Genomic DNA, 20,686 nt, shown 5'->3' on the forward strand with positions numbered 1-20,686 from the left:
TTTATGAGACTACCAACTTTTTTTATAAACTATTTCTTATCCCGAACTGGGGTAAGAATGGAAAGTATACATTAAATATCAATTACGTAGGATACAAACCGCAGCGCATCGAGGGCGTACGCATCAACGGCGGCAAGGCTGAGGAAAGAATCAGCGTGGCGCTGCAGCCCGATGAGCAGCAGCTGGGCGAGGTGGTGGTGACAGCCGTGGAGCGTCGCAACACCGAGACGGCTATGGTGCAGCTGGCAAAGAACAGTGCGGTGATAGTGAGCAACGTGTCGGCGCAGGAGATAAGCCGAACGCAGGACACGAACGCAGGCGAAGTGGTGCGTCGTGTGCCTGGCGTAAGCCTCATCGACGATAAGTTTGTGATGGTGCGCGGTCTCTCGCAGCGCTACAACAACGTATGGGTGAACGGCGGAGCCGTGCCCAGTTCGGAAGCCGACTCAAGAGCGTTCTCATTCGACATAATTCCCAGCCAACAGATAGATAACCTGACAATCGTTAAGTCGCCGTCGGCGGAATATCCTGCCGACTACTCCGGCGGGTTCATCATCGTGAACACGAAGGAGATTCCCGACGCAAACTCGCTAACCTTTTCAGTCGGTGGCAACTGGAACACTGCCACCGCTTTTAAAGACTTCTCTTACTCTAAAGGTTCCGCCACCGACTTCCTTGGCTTCGACAACGGCAAGCGCAGTCTGCAAGGCGGCATAAACACACGGCTAAACCCGCTGACGGGAGCCGACAGCAAGCCCGTGGGCGACAATCTGTACAGCCTGACGGGCAACAAGCTGAACAACGACTGGCTTGTAAGGCAGCGCAAACCAGTGGGCGACCTGAAGCTTGCGGCAAGCATGAGTCGCCGTTGGAACCTCAACGGAAACAAACTGGGTATGCTCGCAGCGGTCAACTATACCAACGAGCAGCGCTCGTACACCGACATGCAGAACAACCTCTTCGGCATATACGACGCTACGAACGACCACTCCAACTATCTGCGCCACTCTACCGATGACCAGTACAACACGAACGTGCGTCTCGGCGCAATGCTTAATCTAACGTTTCTCTCTCGTAACGGTAATCACAAATACCAACTGAAGAATATCTTCAACCAGCTGGCTACGAGCAGATACACCTGGCGCGAAGGCGTCGACGCACAGTCGAATGACGAGCACAGCGCCGAATATTTCTACCGCAGCCGCACTACTTACAACGGTCAGCTGACGGGAAAGCACACCTTCACCAGCGACGCCCTTGACTGGAGCATCGGGTACGCGTATGCCAACCGTCATCTGCCCGATCGTAGGCGCTATCTTCTCAACGATATACAGAACCCTGGCGAGATTGCTCTGCACACGGGCAACGACATCTCGCGTGAATGGACTCAGCTCGACGAGCACATCGTCTCGCTGGGCGTGAACGACAAGCACAGCTTCAGCTTCGGCTCATGGCAACCGTCGCTGCAGGTGGGCGGCTACGGCGAGTATCGCACACGTACTTACAACACGCGCGCTTTCTACTACCAGTGGAACCCGTCGATATGCGCTCTGCCCTCCGACTTCCAGCAGGGCGACGTGACACGTCTGCTCAGCGACGAGGCGAATATGGGCTACGACCGTATGTATATGTTCGAGCAGATGCAGATGCGCAACAATTACCGTGCGCACAACCTCATGGGGGCAGGATATGCAGCCGTAGACCTGCCGCTGGGCAAGCTCGGCGTGCATGCCGGCGTGCGTTTCGAGCATAACGACATGGAACTGATATCCAACTCTCGCGACACGGAGAAGAGCGAGAGCAGCCGCCACTACCGTACGAACGATTTCTTCCCGTCGCTGAACACTACGTATAAGTTCAACAATCGCCACCAGATGCGCTTCTCTTACGGCAGAAGCATCAACCGACCGGAGTTCCGCGAGGTTTCGCCGTCGGTTTACTACGACTTCGACCTTGCGAGCGACGTGCAGGGCAACACCGAACTGCGCAGTTGCTACATAGACAACATCGACTTGCGCTACGAGTTCTACCCGTCGCGAGGCGAATCGATATCTCTCGCAGCGTTCTACAAGCATTTCGACTCGCCTATCGAGTGGACATACACCGTAGCCGGAGGCACCAACCTCATCTACTCGTACAAGAACGCGCAGAGCGCCAACAACTATGGCTTGGAGCTTGATATACGCAAGAATCTCGGCTTCATCGGACTGCCCGACTTCAGTTGGTCGTTCAACGGAGCGCTCATAAAGAGCCGTGTAGAGTTTGCGAAAGGCTCGAAGGAGGAGAACAGACCGATGCAGGGTCAGTCGCCTTATCTCGTTAACACGGGCTTCTTCTACAAGAACGCCAAGCAGCAGCTCGACATCGCCCTACTCTACAACCGCATCGGCAAGCGCATCATCGGCGTAGGACGCAGCGAAGGCTCGGCGGCGAGTGACGACAACGCTCGCGTTCCGCACAGCTACGAGATGCCGCGCAACACTATCGACCTCTCTGTGAGCAAGAAGTGGGGCGAACATTGGGAACTGAAGCTCAGCGTGCGCGACTTGCTTGCGGAACGTGTCTACTACAAGCAGTTTGCCAACGTGAAGTATACCGACGGCAGAAAGGCAGAGAAGGAGGAAGTGGCACGTTGCTACCGACCGGGACGCAACATCGGAATTTCGGTAATTTGTAATTGGTAATTATTAATTGGTGATTGGTAACAAGTAATTAGAAACAAGTTTATTTAATTCACATATTATGAACAAGAAGTATCTTTTAGGATGCCTCAGCATCCTCGCAGCAACCGCTACTCTCGGCAGCTGCACCGACGACAACAATGAAGGCAACACAACTACAGGCTACGTCTGGACCACAGACGGCGGACTGAAGGCTTGCAACCAGCTGCTCTTCAACGAGCAGGGCAAGGACGACGCCAAGGGAACAGTGATCGGCAACGGCGACCAGGAATTTGTCTTCACTGGCAAGCAGACACTCAAGAAAGGCACATACACGCTGAAAGGCTGGGTATATATAGCTTCAGGCGCTGAGCTCACCATCGAGCCGGGCACCGTCATCAAGGGCGACAAGACTACCAAGGCGGCTCTCATCGCTGAGCGCGGAGGCAAGCTCATTGCGCAGGGTACGGCTTCAGACCCTATCGTCTTCACATCAGCACAGCCCGCGGGCAGCCGTCGTCCTGGCGACTGGGGCGGCATCATTCTCTGCGGAAAGGCTAAGAACAACCAGAACGAGATGCAGATAGAGGGCGGTCCACGCACAAAGCACGGCGGCGACAACGACGGCGACAACTCGGGCGTTCTGAGCTATGCCCGTATCGAGTTTGCTGGCAATCCGTTCAAGGCTGACCAGGAGATTAACGGTTTGACTCTTGGTTCGGTTGGTTCGGGCACAAAAATCGACCACGTGCAGGTGTCTTATTCTAACGACGACTCGTTCGAGTGGTTCGGCGGCGCTGTCAACTGTAAGTATCTCATAGCATACAAGGGTTGGGACGACGACTTCGATACAGACAACGGCTACTCTGGTAAGGTGCAGTTCGGTCTGTCGGTACGCGACCCACGTCTTGCCGACCAGAGCCAGAGCAACGGCTTCGAGAGCGACAACTGTGCCGACGGTGCGCAGCTTACTCCGTACACTACTGCCACATTCTCTAACATCACGTTCGTAGGTCCGAAGGCTGCAGCCGACTTCCAGAACGACAAGTCGTACATCACCGGCGGCAACTTCTTCCCGAACAACGGATCTGGCCTCGGCAAGTTCCAGTCGGCTATGCAGATTCGCCGTTCTTCTCGCCTCAACTGCGTCAACTCTGTGGCTACCGACTGGCCTATCGGTCTCATCGTCGACGGCGAGAAAGGCAACACCGTAGAGCAGGCTAACGCCGGCACACTCAACCTCAAGAACATATACTTTGCAAACATGGACGTTGTAGGAACAGATGCCAACAAGTGCTACGAGGACAAGGAGTACGACTTCAAGACAAAGTCGGTGAAGGCAGACAGCGAGATGTCGTTCTCTCACCGCTTCTTCGAGAAGCAGGACGGCAACAAATACTTCGCCGACAAGTCGCAGCTGATGCTCACAGACGGTAAGGGCGTAGGTGTTCCGTTCATGCCACAGGCGGGCAGCTTGCTCTTCGGTGCACAGAACTTCGACGGTCTCGACTCTTGGTTCGACCAGGTTACATACATCGGAGCGTTCAACGCCGGTGACAACTGGCTCGACGGTTGGACCAACTTCGACCCGCAGAATGCTAACTACTAAAAGAGTTTAATACACACAAAAAGACCGGGCGACGTGACGATTCACGCGCTCGGTCTTTTCATTTTATATATACCTAATCTTACCTGTTCGTTACTTTACAACCTTGCGAGCCTTGCCGTTAGAGAGCTTGTTGATAACGATGCCCTTGCGAACGGTATCGGCGTTGAGAGTCTTGCCGTCAACGGTATATGAAGCAACAACCTTAGTCGGAGCCTCTTCTGTCTTAACGTTCTCTACAGCTGTCTCGTCCTTCTCCAAGTCGAAGTACCATGTTCCGAAGCAGTCCTGCTCATCATTCAGATCCACATAGCCGAAGCCCTGGAGGTAGCGACCGTCAGGAGTGATTGCTGTAACCTCGTTGAGGTTCTTTTCGTCCATTGTAGCGAACTCTGTTACAGCAGGATAAAGATCGGCGAGAAGCTTCATCTCATTTGTGCCTGCAGGACACATAGTAGCCTTGCGAGAGTTTGAAGCCTGTTCCTCTACGAAACCTACGACAGTACCTTCGTTGCTGATACCGGTAGCGTAGTAGGATGTCTCAGCGCTTGCGTCCGGACAAGAGAGCAACTGCAGTGTGTCAGCCTCCAAGTCGAAGCGAGCCACGCGATTGCCCTCGTCTACCTGATCTCGGCTTACCATCTTTGTGTGATAGTTTACTGCAAGCCACTTGCCGTTAGCGCTCATCGCAGCACCGGTGAAAATATCGTAGGGCTGAGCGCCACTCAAGTCCATGGTAGTATCAACGAAACGCTTGCTCAGAAGGTTTGCAGAGTAGGTCTTGCCGTCACGATTGCGAACCCAATACATCAACGGATAAGACGAGTAGTTGTCGCAAACAGCACCCCATAGTACAGAGCCATCCTCGTTGCCACCGTAGGCGATACCTCCATTCACATCGTAGCCAGCCCATTCGTTTGAAATCTCAGGCAGCGACTGCATAACGCCGTCTACCATCACATAAGGAGCCTGAACGAATGTGGTATTGTCGTATGTAACACCGCAGCTCACCTTGCCGTCAGAAGAGGCGTAGTGAACGAGCGAGTAGTCCTCTATCGACTTATCGACCAGAGCGGTCATTGAGCCGGTGGCGAAATCGAACTTAGTCGACTTACCGTAGATATCGCCATAGCCTACACCGTCGTTGGTGACAGAGCGGATAGAAGCCAGGTCGTCAAGATCAGCGTCGGTTTCGCCGAGGTTAGGCGACTGGAAATACTTGATCTGTTTTGCCTGTGTATCGTAGATGAAAGCGCGTCCCTCTGTATCGCCGCCAGCAACGTAGCGTCCGTTAGCAGAGATGGTGATACCCATCATCAACGCATTGTCCTCGTAAGGAATGTAAGATAACTTCTGTGCTGACGCACCACATGTTGCAGCCAAGAGGGCTACAGAAAGTAGAATCTTTTTCATAATTTTCGATTATTAAATATAACAATATTCTTTATATATGTTTATTTCAAACGTCTTGCAAAGGTATAGAAAAGAAATTTAATGCAACAACAAATAAGAATAAGAAATGCAAAAAATCAACAAAATTATAGTTTTATTCAGTAAATATACATCAATTTAGAACAAAAACGGGTATTATTGCATATAATTATACACAAACCGAATATTATTTATAATTTTGCACCTCACAATCTCAACACCTCAACACCTCACCACCTCAACATCTCAACATCTCAACATCTCAACACCTATAATATTATGTACAATACAGAAAACAAGCAGAAAGGACGCTTCGCTCCGTCGCCAACCGGACGTATGCACTTGGGCAATGTGTTCAGCGCGCTGCTGTCATGGCTTTCGATAAAGGCGCAGGGCGGCGACTGGGTGCTGCGCATAGAGGATATAGACCCGCAACGCTCGCACATGGAGTATGCCGACCTTATAATGAGCGACCTCGAATGGCTCGGACTGACATGGGACGAGGGTCCGTTCTATCAGAGCGAACGCGGCGAGATATACGAGGCTGAGCTGAAGAAGCTCACGCTCCGCGGCTTGACATACCCGTGCTACTGCACACGTGCCGACATTCTGGCTACGCAGGCGCCGCACGAGAGCGACGGACGCGTGGTGTATAAGGGCACATGCCGCAACCTGAAGCCTGGAACGCACAGCGGTCCGGCGGCTATCCGTATGCGTGTGCCAGATGAGGGCGAGGGCATCATCACGTTCGTCGACGGACACTACGGCGAACAGACCGTCGACCTGACGACGCAATGCGGCGACTTCATCGTGCGCCGCAAGGACGGGGCATGGGCTTACCAGCTGGCGGTGGTGGTGGACGATGCGCTGATGGGCATTACGGAGGTGGTGCGCGGACGCGACTTGCTGCTTTCGTCGCCGCAACAGATATACCTCGCCAACCAGCTCGGCTTCGTTCCGCCGCGCTTCACCCATCTGCCGCTGCTCTGCAACACGGTGGGTCAGAGACTGTCGAAGCGCGACCGCAGTCTCGATATGGAGGCTTTGCGGTCGCGCTTCGAAGCTGAAGAGATAATAGGTATGCTGGCTTACAAAGCCGGTCTGCAGGAGTCGCCCAAAAGGGTGACGGCAGAGGAACTTGTTGCGGGGTTCGATTGGAGCAATATCGGCATAACCGATATTGAGTTTTGAATTTTGAGTTTTGAGTTTTGAATTGTTGCCGTTGGCAATTTTGAATTTTGAGTTTTGAATTTTGAATTGTCGGCTACGCCGATTTTGAGTTGTTCAATTTTGAATTAAGAATTCGCAACTCACAAATCTCAATTCCTAACTCAAAACTCAAAATTCAAAACTCAAAACTCAAAACTCAAAATTGCGACAGCTGTCGCAATAATTCAAAACTCAAAACTCAAAATTCAAAACTCTTAAAGCTTAACCTTAACGACGAGTTTGCGAATCTTTCCCTCGCCAATCACCGGTGCATGCGGGTCTTCGGGCCACACAATCATAAATTCGCCCGGGTGCATCTTCACGTATGCCGAAGCCGGCTCTACGTAGAGCGCGCAGTCGGCGTCCGCGTCGTAGGGCTTTGTCGCGTTGGTGCAGTCCTCTATCGCCTTCCATCCTATTGTCTCCTCGCCTTCGAGCAGTATGTGGATGTCGATATACTGATGGTGCACCTCAAGCACCTGCTTGTCGGCAGCTACACACTCAGGGTTTACGTTGTTGATGAACAGATCGTCGCCCTGCAGCTCTATGCGTCCGCAAGGAGTATTGAGCAGGTCGTGCGACTTAACGTAGTCGAACACGGTTTTGAACAACGGATGAAGCGACTCTACGCGGTCGCTGTGCTGAAGATTTGAAAGTACCATATTTGCTTAGTTATTAAATTATCACTGCAAATATACTAATAATAATTGGGTATGCCTAATATAAAAACAGAAGTTTAAGAGGTGTTGGTCTAAACTAAAGTCATCGTCACCCGAACGCGATCCGATCGGATTCCGAACGCAGCCCGATCAGATTCCGTTCGCCGTCCGATCGGATCGCGTTCGGGTGACAATGACTTTTCGTAGCGTTTTACGCAACAGTTCTTTAGTTTTTACCAATCACTTCTTAAACTTCCGAGAAAATTATCAGAACAACTTATCGACGTCTATTGACACTCCTACCTGGAACGTGATGCCGTCTGTGAGCGGCGCATTGAGATAGTAGAACTTCGGGCGATAGTTGAGCAGGTTGTCGAGAGCTGTGGTTATGCTCACCGCCTTGCCCACACGCTGCGTGAGCGAGAGTTTCCACGTGGTGTAGGCAGGATATTCCACCTTCACCGTGCCCTCGGACACGTCGTAGTAGTTCTTGAACTCTACGTTCTCCGTGCCCGAAAGCAGGCGTCCGTTGAGCGAAACGTAAATGCCGTAGCGCTTTGTGAACTGATGGTCGTAGTCGACGTTGGCGTTCAGAGAGTGCGCACGTGCCGGTATGTACTGGTTGTTAATGGTGTTGCCGTCCTTGTCTTTCGGCAGGCGCTCTTTGGTGTGAGCGTAGCTGAGTCGCGCCGAAATGCCGTTCTGCCAGCGTGCCTGCATGCTAACGTCTGCGCCGAACACTCTGTAGTTGGCGAGATTGGTATAGGGCAGATAGGGCAGCTTGTCTTCTATCGACTTGAAATAGGGCGCCGATGTAGAGATCTTGTTGCTCACATTGTTGTAGAACGCCGACACGGCAAGGCTGCAGTTGGCGCGTGAATACTCGGCAGAGAGCGTGAAGTTGTGGCTCTTTTCGGCTTTCAGATGCTCGTTGCCCTCGATAATCCAGATGCCAGCCATGTCGAAGTTGTAGTAGCGCTCCTTCAGCGAGGGCGCACGGAAGCCCATTCCGTAGCCTGCACGCAGCACGAGGCGGCGGTTGGGCTTATAGCGGAGGTTTAGCTTCGGCGTGAACTGCGAGTTCTGACGGTCGGAGAAATAGTCGTAGCGCACGGCTGCAACGGCCTCGAGCTTGTCGGTGATGTTCCAGTCGTACTGCGCGAACACGTCGTAGCAGTCCTGCTCGCGCGCATCACCGGCGAGATAGGTGTTAAAGAGATAGTCGTGCATGTAGTCGGCACCTGCTGTGAGCGTTGCCGTCTCGCCGAACGCGTGGCTGTAGAGCAGTCGGAACGTGTTCTGCACGTTGCTGTAGTCGCGGATGTCGAGGTGGCGCAGCTGCTGGTAGTCAGACTTGTCGTACTGGTCGAAGGAGTAGTTCGCCTGCAGGTTGTCGTCTTTCGTTATAAGCCAGTCGAGACGCAGTCCGCCGGAGAAGTCGCGATAGCGTTCGGGCAGGTTCACGGTGCGCGTCGTCTCGCGAAAGAAGTAGCCGGCGCGTGCTCCGACGCTCAGTCGGTCGGAGGGTCGCCACGTCAGCTTGTCCTTGAAGTCGACGGTGCGCTCGCCGTAGATGGTCGAAATAACGCGCGTCACGGGGTTGGGGGCGCTCGTCACGTTGTAGTTGTCCTTGTTGTGATAGTTGGCAGAGAACGCATTGCTCCAATGCTTCGAGCGGAGTGTGAACATGCCGCCGTAGCGCTGGTCGTTGTGCTTGGCGTAGCGTCCGTTCAGGTTGAGCGACCACGGTCGTGTGGCGTCCTTAGTGATGATGTTCACCACGCCGCCCGTTGCACTGCTGCCGTACAACGCCGACGATGCGCCCTTCACTATCTCTATGCGCTCCACGCCCGACACAAGCAGTCGGGAGAAGTCGACGTCGTCCATCGACTCGCCTGCGAGACGCTCGCCGTCTACGAGAAAGAGGATGCCCTGTCCGCCGAATCCGGCGAAGTTGAGGTGGGTCTGCTGATTCATCGAGTAGGAAAACTCTACGCCGGGCAACTCCTGCTGCAGCAGATCCTGCACGTTTGTGGCATCGGTGCGGGCTATGTCGCGCGACGAGATGACGCGTGTCTGTATCGGCGTGTCCTTCAGAAACTTCGGCGTGCGTGTGCCCGTCACCACCACTTCCTCCAGTTCGTAATGGCGGAAGATGGAGTCGAGCTGCACATCGTCAAGTTCTGGGTCTGCCTGTGCCATCGCCGCCTGCGCGGTTGCGAGAAGAGCGAGCGGAAGTATTATGTTTTTTATCATTGTTCTTAATACGGATACTTGTAATTAATGGTCAAGAAACACTTCTTGCCTTCGGGCGAGACGAAGTTGGCGAGCTGCAGCGCGGCGTAAGTGCCGTCGGCGAGTCGCAGGATGAAGACATGCTTGTTGAGGATGTAGTCGGGCGGCACGTTGAACTTGAACTCAAGCCACGACGAGAGCACCTTGTTGACATCGATGCCCTGCGACGGCACAAGACTGAGCAGCATCTGTTCCTGACTGCTCCACACTTCGTTCTCGCTCCACTCGTCGGCTGCGAACTCCTTGTTTGCGAATTCGGTGCTCGAGGCGGGCAGCTGGTCGAAGGATGTGTATTGCGTCTCGTAGACAGCGCCGCCGTTCGTGCGCACATTGTTGCGATGAACGGCGAAGCTCCACTCCTCGGGGTCTTGCTGCGCGTCGGTCTTGGTGAGCTCACGGAACTCGTTGTTCTGTATGCCTGCGCCCCAAACGTCGAACCAGTACATATACTGGCCCGAACGACCGTCCCACTCGCTGCCTTCGCTGAGCGCAAACGGGATAGGACGCTTATCGAACTCGGTCTGAGCCTTAAGCAGAGCGTCCTCGTCGCCGGCTTCAGCAAGGCGCTGCAGGCGTGGAAGAGAGACATAATACCAGTCGGTCCAGCTCGTTGCGTCGATAACAAGCTGCCCTTTCGCCGGCACAACCGGCTTCGGCTGGTCGTATATATCATCAAAAATGCCGTTGCAGGCTGTGAGCAGGTGTATGCTCACAGTTGCAACAGCAAGTAAAATGGCTTTTTTAATCATTATACTATTTTCTCAAATACTTCTTACCGTTGACAATAACAATGCCCTTATAGTTGTTGTCCACACGCTGACCAGCGAGGTTGTATGTTCTTCCGTCTGCCGGAGCGGTAGCATTGGCGTTTACGCCCTCGATAGAGGTTGCAGGAGCGCTGAACACAGACACAATACCGAAAGGCATTGCGCCCATCTGGAAGGTGTTGACGATAGAGCTTACGTTGTTGCCTTCGTACTTCACGAGAATGTTGTTAGCCTTGCCTGCTGCGAACTCGTAGTCCTTGTCCATTGTTGTCTTGCCATCCTTAACGGCTGTGAAATGGAACATAAGTCCGTCGTTCTTATAGTCGCGGTAGTAGCCGCCCTGCTCCTCGTCGTAAACGAGTCCCTTCACGGTGTACGAACCGAGTGTGAGGTCGCCCATGATGGTATTCGCGAGCGTATAGCTCGGAACAGTAACGTCGAGCTTGTCTGTTTCGCCGACCTTGTATCGGCGCAGCTCGTATGTTACGTTGTCGTTGTTGTATGTGAACTGTCCGCCCACTGTAACAGTGATGGGGTTAGACACCGCCTTTAAGTAGTAGCCTTTCACGGTGTATGTCATAGGGAACGGCATGCTGCCGTACTGGAACACAACAGTAAGCGAGAGCGAGTTGTCTGCCATGTTGTATGTGCCTGAAAGCGATGTGCCGGTGATTTTCTTCTCGGCTCCGTTCACTGTCACCTTTGTGCTGAAGGTCTGGTCGGCAAACGTAACGACATGGTTCTCGCCCAACGTGAATTTAGCACCGCTGATGGTGAACGATGGTATTGTCTGCATACCCTTCATGGCAGGCAGAGTGATGTTGCCCGACTCCATGCCGTTCATCGCGAACAATATTGTGTCACTGGGGTTATCGTTGCTCATTGTTGATACGCTCATGTTTGAAGCGCCTACAAACTTCATCGGTCCGTGCATTTGTGCCATGATTGTTGTTGCTGTGAGAACAGCGAACAAGAGAGTGAAAATTCTTTTCATAAAAAGAGTTGTGTTTTTATTGTTTATATTATTTGTTTATTGATGCAGCATAGGGGGGGGGTGCAGCAGTCTCTGCTGCACCAGCCGAGCTGTTGGTGCAATTCTTGCTTGGTTGGTGCACCATAGGGGGTGCAGCAGTCTCTGCTGCACCAACCGAGCTGTTGGTACAATTCTTGCTTGGTTGGTGCACTTGAGACAAGTGCACCCCCTATGAGCTATTGGTGCAATTCTTGCTTGGTTGGTGCACTTGAGACAAGTGCACCCCCTATGGACACTACGAAGAGGGCGAGCACGGCGCTCATCTCCACCACATGATGCAGCGGATCGACCCATATCTCCTTGAAGAGTCCGTTACGTGCGATAACCTCTACGAAGGTCCAGAACACGATGACCGTAGCGTAAGCCATGCGCAGATTGCGTCCCCACGACTTGATGTAGAGCTGCTTCTTGAACATCAGCACCGAACCGACGAGACAGACGGCAGCAACGGCGTAGGTCACGGGGTGATGGTCGCCGAGGAATACGGGGTCGTAGCAGAACATGAGCAGCATGTAGAGGCCCCACATCATGATGTTCCACTCCATGAACATCACTATACTCGGATGATACGCCATAGGTCGCAGCTCCACCTTCTCGTTTATTCCGCAATGTCTCTGTACCCAGCGGATGAACAGACAGCCGGTGCGGGTGCAGAAGGTGTACATCACTACGAACATCATCCACATGCCGAACGTGGCGGGCATGATGAGATATTCTGGACGCGAGCCGCGCAGCTCTTTAAGTTCGGCACGCGAGAAATCTTCGAGCGGTGTGCCGTTGATTGTGAAAGTATGGTTGACACCAACGCCGTTGACGTATTCCGTGACAGTCTGCACAACGCCGTTGCCTATAAGATCGCAATGTACACCGAAGCGCTGAGCGAAGTAAGCGAACAGAAACTCCACCCAACCGGTCCAGAAGAGCAAGGCTCCGGTGAGTCCGAAGCAGGTCTGGCGTGTGTCGCCCTTCACGAACACACCGGCTATGGTGATCACAAGTCCTACAAAACCCATCAGAAACGCCGAATAGTGAAGCGTTGTCGGCTCGAGGAAGTGCTCCATCAGAATCATCAGTGCATGTCCTAACGGCATCATAAGAAGTACGATAAGCAATGACCCTACGGTCTTACCAAGATATTTCTTTTTCATTGTCGTTGAGTATTATTTCTTTTACGGTTGCAAAATTAGGCATAATCGGCGAATTATGAAATACCTACTTATAATGATTTTGCCTAATAGACAATAAAATACGTAAAAAACGCCGCCAGAGAGCAAATAGTTTTGATGATTTTCTATAACTTTGCACCCATTAGTAACAGATGTCTCGCTATCTGCGGCTTTATCCGTGCGAGACATTCCATATAATTTTTATATTAAAATGAAAGACATGAAAAAGATTAGAGCAGCCGTAGTGGGATACGGCAACATCGGACATTATGCGATTCAGGCGCTTGAGGCTTCCGACGACTTTGAGATTGCTGGTGTAGTGCGCCGTCACGGTGCGGAGAACAAGCCTGCCGAACTGGCTCAGTACGAGGTAGTGAAGGACATTCGCGAACTGAAGGACGTGGACGTAGCTATCCTTGCTACTCCGACACGCTCGTGCGAGGAGTACGCAAAGCAGATTGCTGCACTCGGCATCAACACCGTAGACAGCTTCGATATACACACTTCTATCGTCGACTACCGCCGCACTCTCTCTGAGGTGTGCAAGAAGAACGGCACGGTGAGCGTAATCGCTGCCGGTTGGGACCCGGGTTCCGACTCTATCGTGCGCACTCTGATGCAGAGCCTCGCACCGAAGGGACTCAGCTACACCAACTTCGGACCGGGCATGTCGATGGGTCACAGCGTATGCGTGCGCTCTAAGGAGGGCGTGAAGGACGCGCTGTCTATGACTATACCGAAGGGCGAAGGACTGCACCGCCGCATGGTTTACGTAGAACTCGAGGAGGGTGCAAAGCTCGAAGACGTTACGGCAGCTATCAAGGCAGACCCATACTTCTCTAATGACGAGACTCACGTGTTCGCCGTACCGTCGGTTGATGCCGTGCGCGATATGGGTCACGGCGTACATCTCACTCGCAAGGGCGTGAGCGGCAAGACTCAGAACCAGCGCATGGAGTTCACCATGAGCATCAACAACCCTGCACTCACCGGTCAGGTGCTCGTCAACGTGGCTCGCGCTACAATGCGCCAGCAGCCGGGCTGCTACACAATGGTTGAAATTCCAGTTATCGACATGCTCGCCGGCGATCGTGAGGAACTTATAGCTCACCTCGTATAGACGCGATGCAGAACAAACGCGTACTGATTGCCCACCTCGCCATTCTCTCCGCCTGCGTCATTTGGGGCCTCATGGCTCCTATCGGCAAGGACGCGATGCTGAACGGGGTGGACAATCTGAATATGGTATACCTGCGCGCCTTGGGAGGAGCGGTGTTCTTCTGGATAACATCGCTCTTCACCAAGCACGAGCATGTGCCGCTTAAGGACATCTTCGTGCTCTGCGGAGCCGGCGTGTTCGGTCTCGTCTGCAACCAGTGTTGCTTCACCATCGGTCTGAGCATCACCACTCCGTCTAACGCCGCCATCGTAACCACTTCGCTGCCTATCTTCGCAATGATATTCGCAGCGCTTATCCTGAAAGAACCTATCACGGGGCGCAAGGCGCTGGGCGTGGGCGTAGGTTGCTCGGGCGCCGTCATACTGATTGCCAGCACTGCCGTTGCCAACGACTCGCGCATCGGCGACATACGCGGCGACTTGCTGTGCGTGGCTGCGCAGATGTCGTTCGCGCTCTATCTCTCGCTCTACCGCGACATACTGAAACGTTACAGTCCGATAACCATGAGCAAGTGGATGTTCACGTGGGCTACGCTGCTGCTCACGCCGTTCCTCGGCTCGCACGCCGCGTCTACCGACTGGCAGGCTGTCAGCCTCAAGACATGGCTCGAAACGGGTTTCGTGGTGTTCTTCGGCACCTACATAGCCTACCTTTGCATGCAGACAGCGCAACGCACGCTGCGCCCCACCGTGGTGAGCATCTACAACTATATGCAGCCCGTGGTGGCGGTATCGGTGAGCATCGCCTGCGGCATGTGCCTCTTCACGTGGAAGCAAGCCGTGGCTGTAGTGCTCGTCTTCAGCGGAGTGTGGCTCGTAATAAAGTCGAAGTCGCGAAAGGATATGGAGTTGAAGCAAAGCTAAAGTAGCCTGCATCGACAGGCACGTACATTAACTGATACTGAAACAAAAACATATATGAGAAGACTATTTATCACAGCTGTCCTCATGGTTGTAACCTTGATGACTGTAAATGCTCAGACAGCATTGAAGAAAGTGTATGACGAGAGCATCGACCCGATGGAACAGATTGACAAGGCACTTGCCGTGGCTAAGGCAGACGGCAAGTTTGTGGTGTGCCAGATGGGCGGCAACTGGTGTCCGTGGTGCCTGCGTTTCGCCGACTTCGCCGAAACTAACGAGGCGGTAAGCAAGATGATCGGCGAGAACTTCGTGCTCATCCACGTCAACTACAATCCGCGCAAGGCTGGCGGCGAAGAGGCTGCACAGAAAGCCGCAAAGCTGATGGAGCGTCTTGACAACCCGGCTCGCTTCGGCTTCCCCGTCTTCGTGGTGCTCGACGCCAACGGTAAGGTACTGCACACACATGACTCAAGTTTCCTCGAAGAGGACAAGAGCTACAGCGAGAAGAAGGTGCTACGATTCTTCAAGAATTGGACCCCGGCGGCTGTAAAGAAGCATTAATAACCTACTACATTCCTGCCGTTGGCATTGGAATGGATACTAAAAAGAAAGCAATTAACAAACAAATCTATAAAAGGTATGAAAAGAAATCTTATGTACGCTGCAGTCTTGGCTGCAGCAATAATGGTGTCTTGCAACGGCAAGAACACCGCACAGAGCGAAACAAGCACCGATTCGACAAGCGTAGCTGACACAACAGCCAGCGAAAACCTCGACCTCGCTGCCGTTGCCGGCACATACGAGGGCACACTGCCTGCAGCCGACTGCCCGGGCATCAAGACCGTACTCACTATCAATGCCGACAGCACATACCAGCTCAAGCAGGACTACATCGACCGCAAGGATGGTCACGACGAGGCAAGCGGCGTGCTGGAGGTTCTCGACAACAGCGTCCTGATGCTTGTTCGTCCGTCGAGCGGCGAACACACATTCTACAAGGTTAAGGACAACAGCAGCGTAATCATGACCGACTCGCTCGGCAATGAGCCAGAGGGCGAAATGGCAAAGCTGTATGTGCTGACAAAGAAGTAAAAGGCTTTACGGAACTTTAACTGAATAATAAGGCTCCGACCATATCGAAAACGACACTCTACCTCAGAAACCAATGCTTTCAAGGTGGAGTGTCATTTTATATACATTATTTATCTTGCTCCTCGCCACAAACACTTTTGTCGTCTAATTCTCCTTTAGGCTGTTGCGCCTCAAAGAATCTTTTGGCTGAGAGGGGAGAAACAACCGATCGCCCTGTCTTCGATTCCAATTGTTCTCTTGCTACACGAGCCACATCACCACCTTCTTTTGCACAAGTTTTGTTTTCATCCAACGTTTGGGGATTCTTGGCTTTGGTTATGCTTGTTGCAGATAGTTCTGCAAGCATATTCAGAACCAATTCTTCGTTGGTCATGTTATCACGAAGATTTTCCTTCTTCAATCCTTTCAACTGTTTGTATTCCTTTGATGTCCTGCCAGCCCATGACTGATAGATGATGTCGGTCAAAGTAGCATACTGCACTCCTTCTTCTACATTATGAAGTTTCCATTGGTCGGTCAAGTCCTTGCGTATCTCAATGCTTTTCAATCGCTGGTTGATCCAATTGTCTGAATATCCCAATCGCTTATAGTCTATCATAGCCTGCTGAATACTCAGCTCTGGATCCTGCATCTGATCAAGTCGAGCTGTTCCAACTTTTGCAAGCCACATCTTAAACGGCTCAGCCTTTGGTGAAGGCACAGACTGAATGATACGCAAAAGTTGCTCTGTATCAGCAACGTCTGTTAAGCGCATCTTTCCATCTGCGGCAGGCATTTTCAACTGGTGACAATTTGTCACCGGTTCAAAACCCTCTTCCCTCAAACGCTGTTTTAGCTTATTCCAGTATTTTCTTGCTGTCTGAAAATCCTTGCTTTCCGTCAAGACCGCCACAACATCAACAACAGAGAAATACCACTTCTCTTGTTCGTCGTCCCAAACGGCACGTATCTTATCGTTTCCAAATAGTTTTATAGAGTTCTTCTTCACCATATCATTACTTGTTTATTACATTAGGTTCTCATCTGTCGAACAAAATCATTAAATGTAGGAACCACCTACAAATATACAACAAAGTTATTGTTTATCAGGTAAATTAACATAGATTAAACAAGAAAGTAATGGCATATTAAACGAAGAAGAAACAAAAAAAAGTCCCTACTCCACTGCGGAATAGGGACTCTTTTTATGTTTTATTCAATCTGTGATTTCGGTCTGATTACATCATGCCGCCCATGCCCGGGTTGCCCATCGGCATAGCCGGAGCCTTCTCCTCAGGCTTGTCGCAGATGATGCACTCGGTTGTGAGGAACATGCCTGCGATAGAAGCAGCGTTCTCAAGAGCTACGCGCTCTACCTTAGCCGGGTCGATGACACCTGCTGCACGGAGGTCTTCGTAAGCGTCCTTGCGAGCGTTGTAACCGAAGTCGCCCTCGCCCTCGCGAACCTTCTGAACAACAACAGCACCCTCGCCACCAGCGTTCTTTACGATCTGGCGAAGCGGCTCCTCGATAGCGCGGCGCACGATGTTGATACCAGTCTGCTCGTCAGCGTTCTCGCCCTTGAGCTCAGCAAGTTCCTTCTGAGCACGGATGTATGTTGTGCCGCCACCAACGACAACGCCTTCCTCCATAGCTGCACGTGTAGCGCAGAGAGCGTCGTCAACGCGGTCCTTCTTCTCCTTCATCTCTACCTCACTGTTAGCACCTACGTAGAGAACGGCTACGCCACCGGCGAGCTTTGCAAGACGCTCCTGCAGCTTCTCCTTGTCGTATGCGCTCTTAGTGTTTGCAATCTCGCTCTTGATCTGAGCAACACGGTCGGCGATGAGGTCCTTCTGACCGCAGCCGCCTACGATAGTGGTGTAGTCCTTAGAAACGGTTGCCTTCTCGCAAGAACCGCAGAGGTCGAGTGTAGCCTTGTCGAGGCTCAAGCCCTTCTCCTCGCTGATTACGACGCCACCGGTCAGAGTAGCGATATCCTCGAGCATAGCCTTACGACGGTCGCCGAAGCCAGGAGCCTTCACAGCACAGATCTTCAAGCCTGCACGCAGACGGTTCACAACCAATGTGGTGAGTGCCTCAGAGTCAACGTCCTCAGCGATGATGAGCATCGGGCGTCCGCTCTCTGCAGCCGGCTGCAGGATAGGCAGGAGGTCCTTAACGCTACTGATTTTCTTGTCGTAGATAAGGATGTACGGGTTGTCCATAACGCACTCCATCTTCTCAGAGTCGGTTACGAAGTAAGCGCTCAGATAGCCGCGGTCGAACTGCATACCTTCTGTTACGCCGATGTTTGTGTCGCGGCTCTTGCTCTCCTCAATGGTGATTACGCCGTCCTTAGACACCTTGCGCATTGCGTCTGCCAGGAGCTTGCCAATCTCTGGATCGTTATTAGCAGAAACGGTTGCTACCTGCTCTATCTTGTCGTAGTTGTCGCCAACAATCTCTGCGTTCTGCTTGATGTGTGCAACGACTACAGCTACTGCCTTGTCGATACCACGCTTCAAGTCCATCGGGTTAGCACCTGCTGTTACGTTCTTCAAACCCTCGGTTACGATAGCCTGGGTGAGGATTGTAGCGGTTGTTGTACCATCGCCTGCGTCGTCGCCGGTCTTGCTTGCCACGCTCTTAACGAGCTGTGCGCCGGTGTTCTCGAACTTGTCCTCGAGCTCCACTTCCTTAGCTACGGTCACACCGTCCTTTGTAATCTGCGGAGCACCGAACTTCTTCTCGATAACCACGTTGCGGCCTTTCGGACCGAGTGTCACCTTAACTGCGTTAGCCAACTTGTCGACACCGTTCTTCAACAGGTCGCGTGCATCCATATTGTATTTAATTTCCTTAGCCATTTCTTTAATTATTAATTATTAGTTATTAATTATTAATTATTTCTGAACCACTGCGAGAACGTCTGACTGACGCATGATGAGGTACTTTGTGCCTTCAACCTCAAGCTCAGTGCCAGAATACTTGCCGTAGAGCACTTCATCGCCTTCTTTCAGAACCATCTCCTCGTCCTTTGTGCCGTTACCGGCTGCAACGATTGTGCCGTGCTGCGGCTTCTCTTTTGCTGTATCAGGAATGATGATTCCACCGACTTTTTCTTCTGCCTGTGCAGGGAGTACGAGAACTCTGTCTGCTAATGGTTTAATGTTCATGATTTTTATGTTTTAAGTTTTTATTTTACTGTTAATTTCTGCGGCGACTATTCTGCCGTCCGCTTTCGTTAAGGATATAGCCAAAAGCGTGCCAAAGCTGATAAGGGCTAATATAGCACAACGAAGCGTGACAAATGTGACAAACAGAGTGACAGAAATGGCACACACACGTAAGCGTATCCGCGATGCAGCCTTTTTTTTAATCATTATGCTTGTTACCTTTGCTGCAACATTATTAAACCCTCAAAAATATGTTAGCAGCAGAACGATACAAAAGTGTGTGGAACATGTTTCTACAAGCACTTAACCATGATCCGACAGTGTGTTTACGAGCATTCCAATGTGAGCAACATGTAAATAAGCGTAGTATGGCAAGATGGATGCGAAACAATGGTCTCAGTGTCAGAAAAGCCAAGACTCTTCTACATGAAAGTAAAAAATCGGCAGACAAACAAATGCCGCCGTCTGATTCTATGTTTCTTCCGATAACCGCTGACTTTACTTTAAGTCACAAGGAAACATCAGATATGTTATACGGAGTTTGTTTCACTTTTCCCGACGGCACCCAAGTGAACATTAAACGTGGCACAGCAGAAGCAGTCATGTCATTTCTCAAACTATACCAGAGGGAGGATCTGCCATGTTTGGACTGAATGACGGTATGCGCTATTATGTCTGCCAGCGCTATGTTAGAATGAACCTTGGGATAAACGGTCTCTATAAGTTAGTGTCGCAGGAGATGGATCTGCCTCCGCTAAGCGGGTCTGTGTTCATCTTCTTCAGCAAGAACCGGCAGCAGGTAAAGCTCCTTCGCTGGGATACGGACGGTTTCACACTGTATCAGAAGCGACTTGAAAGAGGTACCTTCGAGATACCCTATTTCAATACCGGCAAGAAGGCTTGCGTAATGCCCTACAAGACCCTATCCGCTATAATGAGCGGAATATCGTTGAAGTCGGTGAGATATCGCAAGAGGCTGAGCATTGACAATTCCATATCTATAAATACTTGATAATCAGTAATATTATCATCAAAATACATGATGATTTATTTGGTAGTCTCGTCTTTTTTTCGTACCTTTGAAGTATGAATAAAGACGAGATTATTGCATTGTTGCAGCAACAGATATCCTTTTTGCAGGAACAACTCCAGGAGGCGAACCGTAAGGCTGACGCCCTTCTGGAAGAGGTCACGTCTTTAAGAAACCTGCTCGAACACAAGTCGGAGGAAGAGGCCAAGCAGAAGCGCATAATCAAGGGACTTGCCAAGATAACACAGAACAAATCGGAGAAACAAACCCCGACACCTGCGTCCCAGGACACAACGACAGACCAGCCTTCGGAGAAGAAGGAACGCGCCCGTACCAACAATGGTGCAAAGCGTAAGCAGCACCTGGAAGTGGAAGTCGTCGAGGAGGATATCGAACCTGAAGACCCACGCTTCAACAAAGAGCAGGCAAGACTGTACAAGACAAGGGACGTAATACGCTATGAACTCATCCCGATGCGCTTTATCAAGAAGATATACCATGTGCGTACGTATACACAGAACGACGAGTTCTTTTCAG

The 20,686-nt window shown here is 51.7% G+C and carries 17 protein-coding genes and 1 pseudogene; 9 read left to right on the forward strand and 9 right to left on the reverse strand.

The window, feature by feature from the left end:
• The coding region (locus KTQ90_RS09575; protein WP_217318232.1) for a TonB-dependent receptor domain-containing protein at positions 1-2,684 on the forward strand (2,684 nt) is incomplete at its 5' end.
• Between the two features lie 58 nt (positions 2,685-2,742).
• Positions 2,743-4,269: a protease inhibitor I42 family protein gene (locus KTQ90_RS09580; RefSeq protein WP_217318233.1), complete on the forward strand. Its 1,527-nt coding sequence runs from the start codon at positions 2,743-2,745 to the stop codon at positions 4,267-4,269.
• 90 nt (positions 4,270-4,359) lie between these two features.
• On the opposite strand, the gene KTQ90_RS09585 is transcribed toward KTQ90_RS09580, so the two are convergent.
• Entirely contained in the window at positions 4,360-5,679 is a 1,320-nt protein-coding gene (locus KTQ90_RS09585; protein WP_217318234.1) for a hypothetical protein, read from the reverse strand.
• 297 nt (positions 5,680-5,976) lie between these two features.
• On the opposite strand from KTQ90_RS09585, the gene gluQRS reads away from it, so the two are divergent.
• Entirely contained in the window at positions 5,977-6,888 is a 912-nt protein-coding gene (gluQRS, locus tag KTQ90_RS09590) for a tRNA glutamyl-Q(34) synthetase GluQRS (protein ID WP_217318235.1), read from the forward strand.
• A 233-nt stretch (positions 6,889-7,121) separates the two neighbouring features.
• Here gluQRS and KTQ90_RS09595 read toward each other — a convergent pair whose 3' ends face one another.
• The 5 genes from KTQ90_RS09595 to KTQ90_RS09615 all read right to left on the reverse strand — a co-directional run bounded on the left by KTQ90_RS09595 (position 7,122) and on the right by KTQ90_RS09615 (position 12,808).
• Positions 7,122-7,568 carry a NanQ anomerase/TabA/YiaL family protein gene (locus KTQ90_RS09595; RefSeq protein ID WP_217318236.1) on the reverse strand — a complete coding sequence of 149 codons (447 nt, stop codon included), beginning with the start codon at positions 7,566-7,568 and terminating at the stop codon, positions 7,122-7,124.
• Positions 7,569-7,832: 264 nt separating this feature from the next.
• The gene (locus tag KTQ90_RS09600) at positions 7,833-9,821 is read right to left on the reverse strand and encodes a TonB-dependent receptor plug domain-containing protein (RefSeq protein ID WP_217318237.1); all 1,989 of its coding nucleotides are present in this window, start codon (positions 9,819-9,821) and stop codon (positions 7,833-7,835) included.
• 5 nt (positions 9,822-9,826) lie between these two features.
• A complete protein-coding gene (locus tag KTQ90_RS09605) occupies positions 9,827-10,609 on the reverse strand; it encodes an HmuY family protein (RefSeq protein WP_217318238.1) in 783 nt (260 codons plus the stop codon).
• 4 nt (positions 10,610-10,613) lie between these two features.
• The gene (locus KTQ90_RS09610) at positions 10,614-11,621 is read right to left on the reverse strand and encodes a calycin-like domain-containing protein (RefSeq protein ID WP_217318239.1); all 1,008 of its coding nucleotides are present in this window, start codon (positions 11,619-11,621) and stop codon (positions 10,614-10,616) included.
• A gap of 215 nt (positions 11,622-11,836) precedes the next feature.
• Positions 11,837-12,808 (reverse strand): hypothetical protein, encoded by a 972-nt coding sequence (locus tag KTQ90_RS09615; RefSeq protein ID WP_217318240.1) that lies wholly within the window; start codon positions 12,806-12,808, stop codon positions 11,837-11,839.
• Between the two features lie 238 nt (positions 12,809-13,046).
• Here KTQ90_RS09615 and KTQ90_RS09620 point away from each other — a divergent pair, with 238 nt between their 5' ends.
• The 4 genes from KTQ90_RS09620 (at position 13,047) to KTQ90_RS09635 (ending at position 15,961) form a co-directional block, all read left to right on the forward strand.
• Positions 13,047-13,946, forward strand: coding sequence for a diaminopimelate dehydrogenase (locus tag KTQ90_RS09620; RefSeq protein ID WP_022158607.1), 900 nt, complete (start codon positions 13,047-13,049; stop codon positions 13,944-13,946).
• 5 nt (positions 13,947-13,951) lie between these two features.
• On the forward strand, positions 13,952-14,869 hold the full coding sequence (locus KTQ90_RS09625; RefSeq protein WP_022158606.1) for a DMT family transporter: 918 nt from the start codon (positions 13,952-13,954) through the stop codon (positions 14,867-14,869).
• A 54-nt stretch (positions 14,870-14,923) separates the two neighbouring features.
• On the forward strand, positions 14,924-15,430 hold the full coding sequence (locus KTQ90_RS09630) for a thioredoxin family protein (RefSeq protein WP_217318241.1): 507 nt from the start codon (positions 14,924-14,926) through the stop codon (positions 15,428-15,430).
• Between the two features lie 78 nt (positions 15,431-15,508).
• A complete protein-coding gene (locus tag KTQ90_RS09635; RefSeq protein WP_217318242.1) occupies positions 15,509-15,961 on the forward strand; it encodes a copper resistance protein NlpE in 453 nt (150 codons plus the stop codon).
• 106 nt (positions 15,962-16,067) lie between these two features.
• Here KTQ90_RS09635 and KTQ90_RS09640 read toward each other — a convergent pair whose 3' ends face one another.
• The 3 genes from KTQ90_RS09640 to KTQ90_RS09650 form a co-directional block, all read right to left on the reverse strand.
• On the reverse strand, positions 16,068-16,952 hold the full coding sequence (locus tag KTQ90_RS09640; RefSeq protein ID WP_217318243.1) for a BRO-N domain-containing protein: 885 nt from the start codon (positions 16,950-16,952) through the stop codon (positions 16,068-16,070).
• 226 nt (positions 16,953-17,178) lie between these two features.
• A complete protein-coding gene (groL, locus tag KTQ90_RS09645) occupies positions 17,179-18,810 on the reverse strand; it encodes a chaperonin GroEL (protein ID WP_217318244.1) in 1,632 nt (543 codons plus the stop codon).
• A 36-nt stretch (positions 18,811-18,846) separates the two neighbouring features.
• The gene (locus tag KTQ90_RS09650) at positions 18,847-19,119 is read right to left on the reverse strand and encodes a co-chaperone GroES (protein ID WP_007901051.1); all 273 of its coding nucleotides are present in this window, start codon (positions 19,117-19,119) and stop codon (positions 18,847-18,849) included.
• A gap of 640 nt (positions 19,120-19,759) precedes the next feature.
• Between KTQ90_RS09650 and tnpB the strand changes: the two genes are divergently transcribed.
• Entirely contained in the window at positions 19,760-20,131 is a 372-nt protein-coding gene (gene tnpB / locus KTQ90_RS09655) for an IS66 family insertion sequence element accessory protein TnpB (protein WP_217318245.1), read from the forward strand.
• A gap of 122 nt (positions 20,132-20,253) precedes the next feature.
• Positions 20,254-20,686 (forward strand): annotated as a pseudogene (locus KTQ90_RS09660) (IS66 family transposase); the annotation flags it as partial.

It is taken from the genome of Leyella stercorea (assembly GCF_019052365.1).
Classification (GTDB): domain Bacteria; phylum Bacteroidota; class Bacteroidia; order Bacteroidales; family Bacteroidaceae; genus Prevotella.

Excerpts from the sequence above, each read along its gene's own strand:
- KTQ90_RS09580 (WP_217318233.1), top strand. The coding sequence starts at position 2,743 with ATGAACAAGAAGTATCTTTTAGGATGCCTCAGCATCCTCGCAGCAACC.
- KTQ90_RS09585 (WP_217318234.1), bottom strand. The coding sequence starts at position 5,679 with ATGAAAAAGATTCTACTTTCTGTAGCCCTCTTGGCTGCAACATGTGGT.
- gluQRS (WP_217318235.1), top strand. The coding sequence starts at position 5,977 with ATGTACAATACAGAAAACAAGCAGAAAGGACGCTTCGCTCCGTCGCCA.
- KTQ90_RS09595 (WP_217318236.1), bottom strand. The coding sequence starts at position 7,568 with ATGGTACTTTCAAATCTTCAGCACAGCGACCGCGTAGAGTCGCTTCAT.
- KTQ90_RS09600 (WP_217318237.1), bottom strand. The coding sequence starts at position 9,821 with ATGATAAAAAACATAATACTTCCGCTCGCTCTTCTCGCAACCGCGCAG.
- KTQ90_RS09605 (WP_217318238.1), bottom strand. The coding sequence starts at position 10,609 with ATGATTAAAAAAGCCATTTTACTTGCTGTTGCAACTGTGAGCATACAC.
- KTQ90_RS09610 (WP_217318239.1), bottom strand. The coding sequence starts at position 11,621 with ATGAAAAGAATTTTCACTCTCTTGTTCGCTGTTCTCACAGCAACAACA.
- KTQ90_RS09615 (WP_217318240.1), bottom strand. The coding sequence starts at position 12,808 with ATGAAAAAGAAATATCTTGGTAAGACCGTAGGGTCATTGCTTATCGTA.
- KTQ90_RS09620 (WP_022158607.1), top strand. The coding sequence starts at position 13,047 with ATGAAAAAGATTAGAGCAGCCGTAGTGGGATACGGCAACATCGGACAT.
- KTQ90_RS09625 (WP_022158606.1), top strand. The coding sequence starts at position 13,952 with ATGCAGAACAAACGCGTACTGATTGCCCACCTCGCCATTCTCTCCGCC.
- KTQ90_RS09630 (WP_217318241.1), top strand. The coding sequence starts at position 14,924 with ATGAGAAGACTATTTATCACAGCTGTCCTCATGGTTGTAACCTTGATG.
- KTQ90_RS09635 (WP_217318242.1), top strand. The coding sequence starts at position 15,509 with ATGAAAAGAAATCTTATGTACGCTGCAGTCTTGGCTGCAGCAATAATG.
- KTQ90_RS09640 (WP_217318243.1), bottom strand. The coding sequence starts at position 16,952 with ATGGTGAAGAAGAACTCTATAAAACTATTTGGAAACGATAAGATACGT.
- groL (WP_217318244.1), bottom strand. The coding sequence starts at position 18,810 with ATGGCTAAGGAAATTAAATACAATATGGATGCACGCGACCTGTTGAAG.
- KTQ90_RS09650 (WP_007901051.1), bottom strand. The coding sequence starts at position 19,119 with ATGAACATTAAACCATTAGCAGACAGAGTTCTCGTACTCCCTGCACAG.
- tnpB (WP_217318245.1), top strand. The coding sequence starts at position 19,760 with ATGTTTGGACTGAATGACGGTATGCGCTATTATGTCTGCCAGCGCTAT.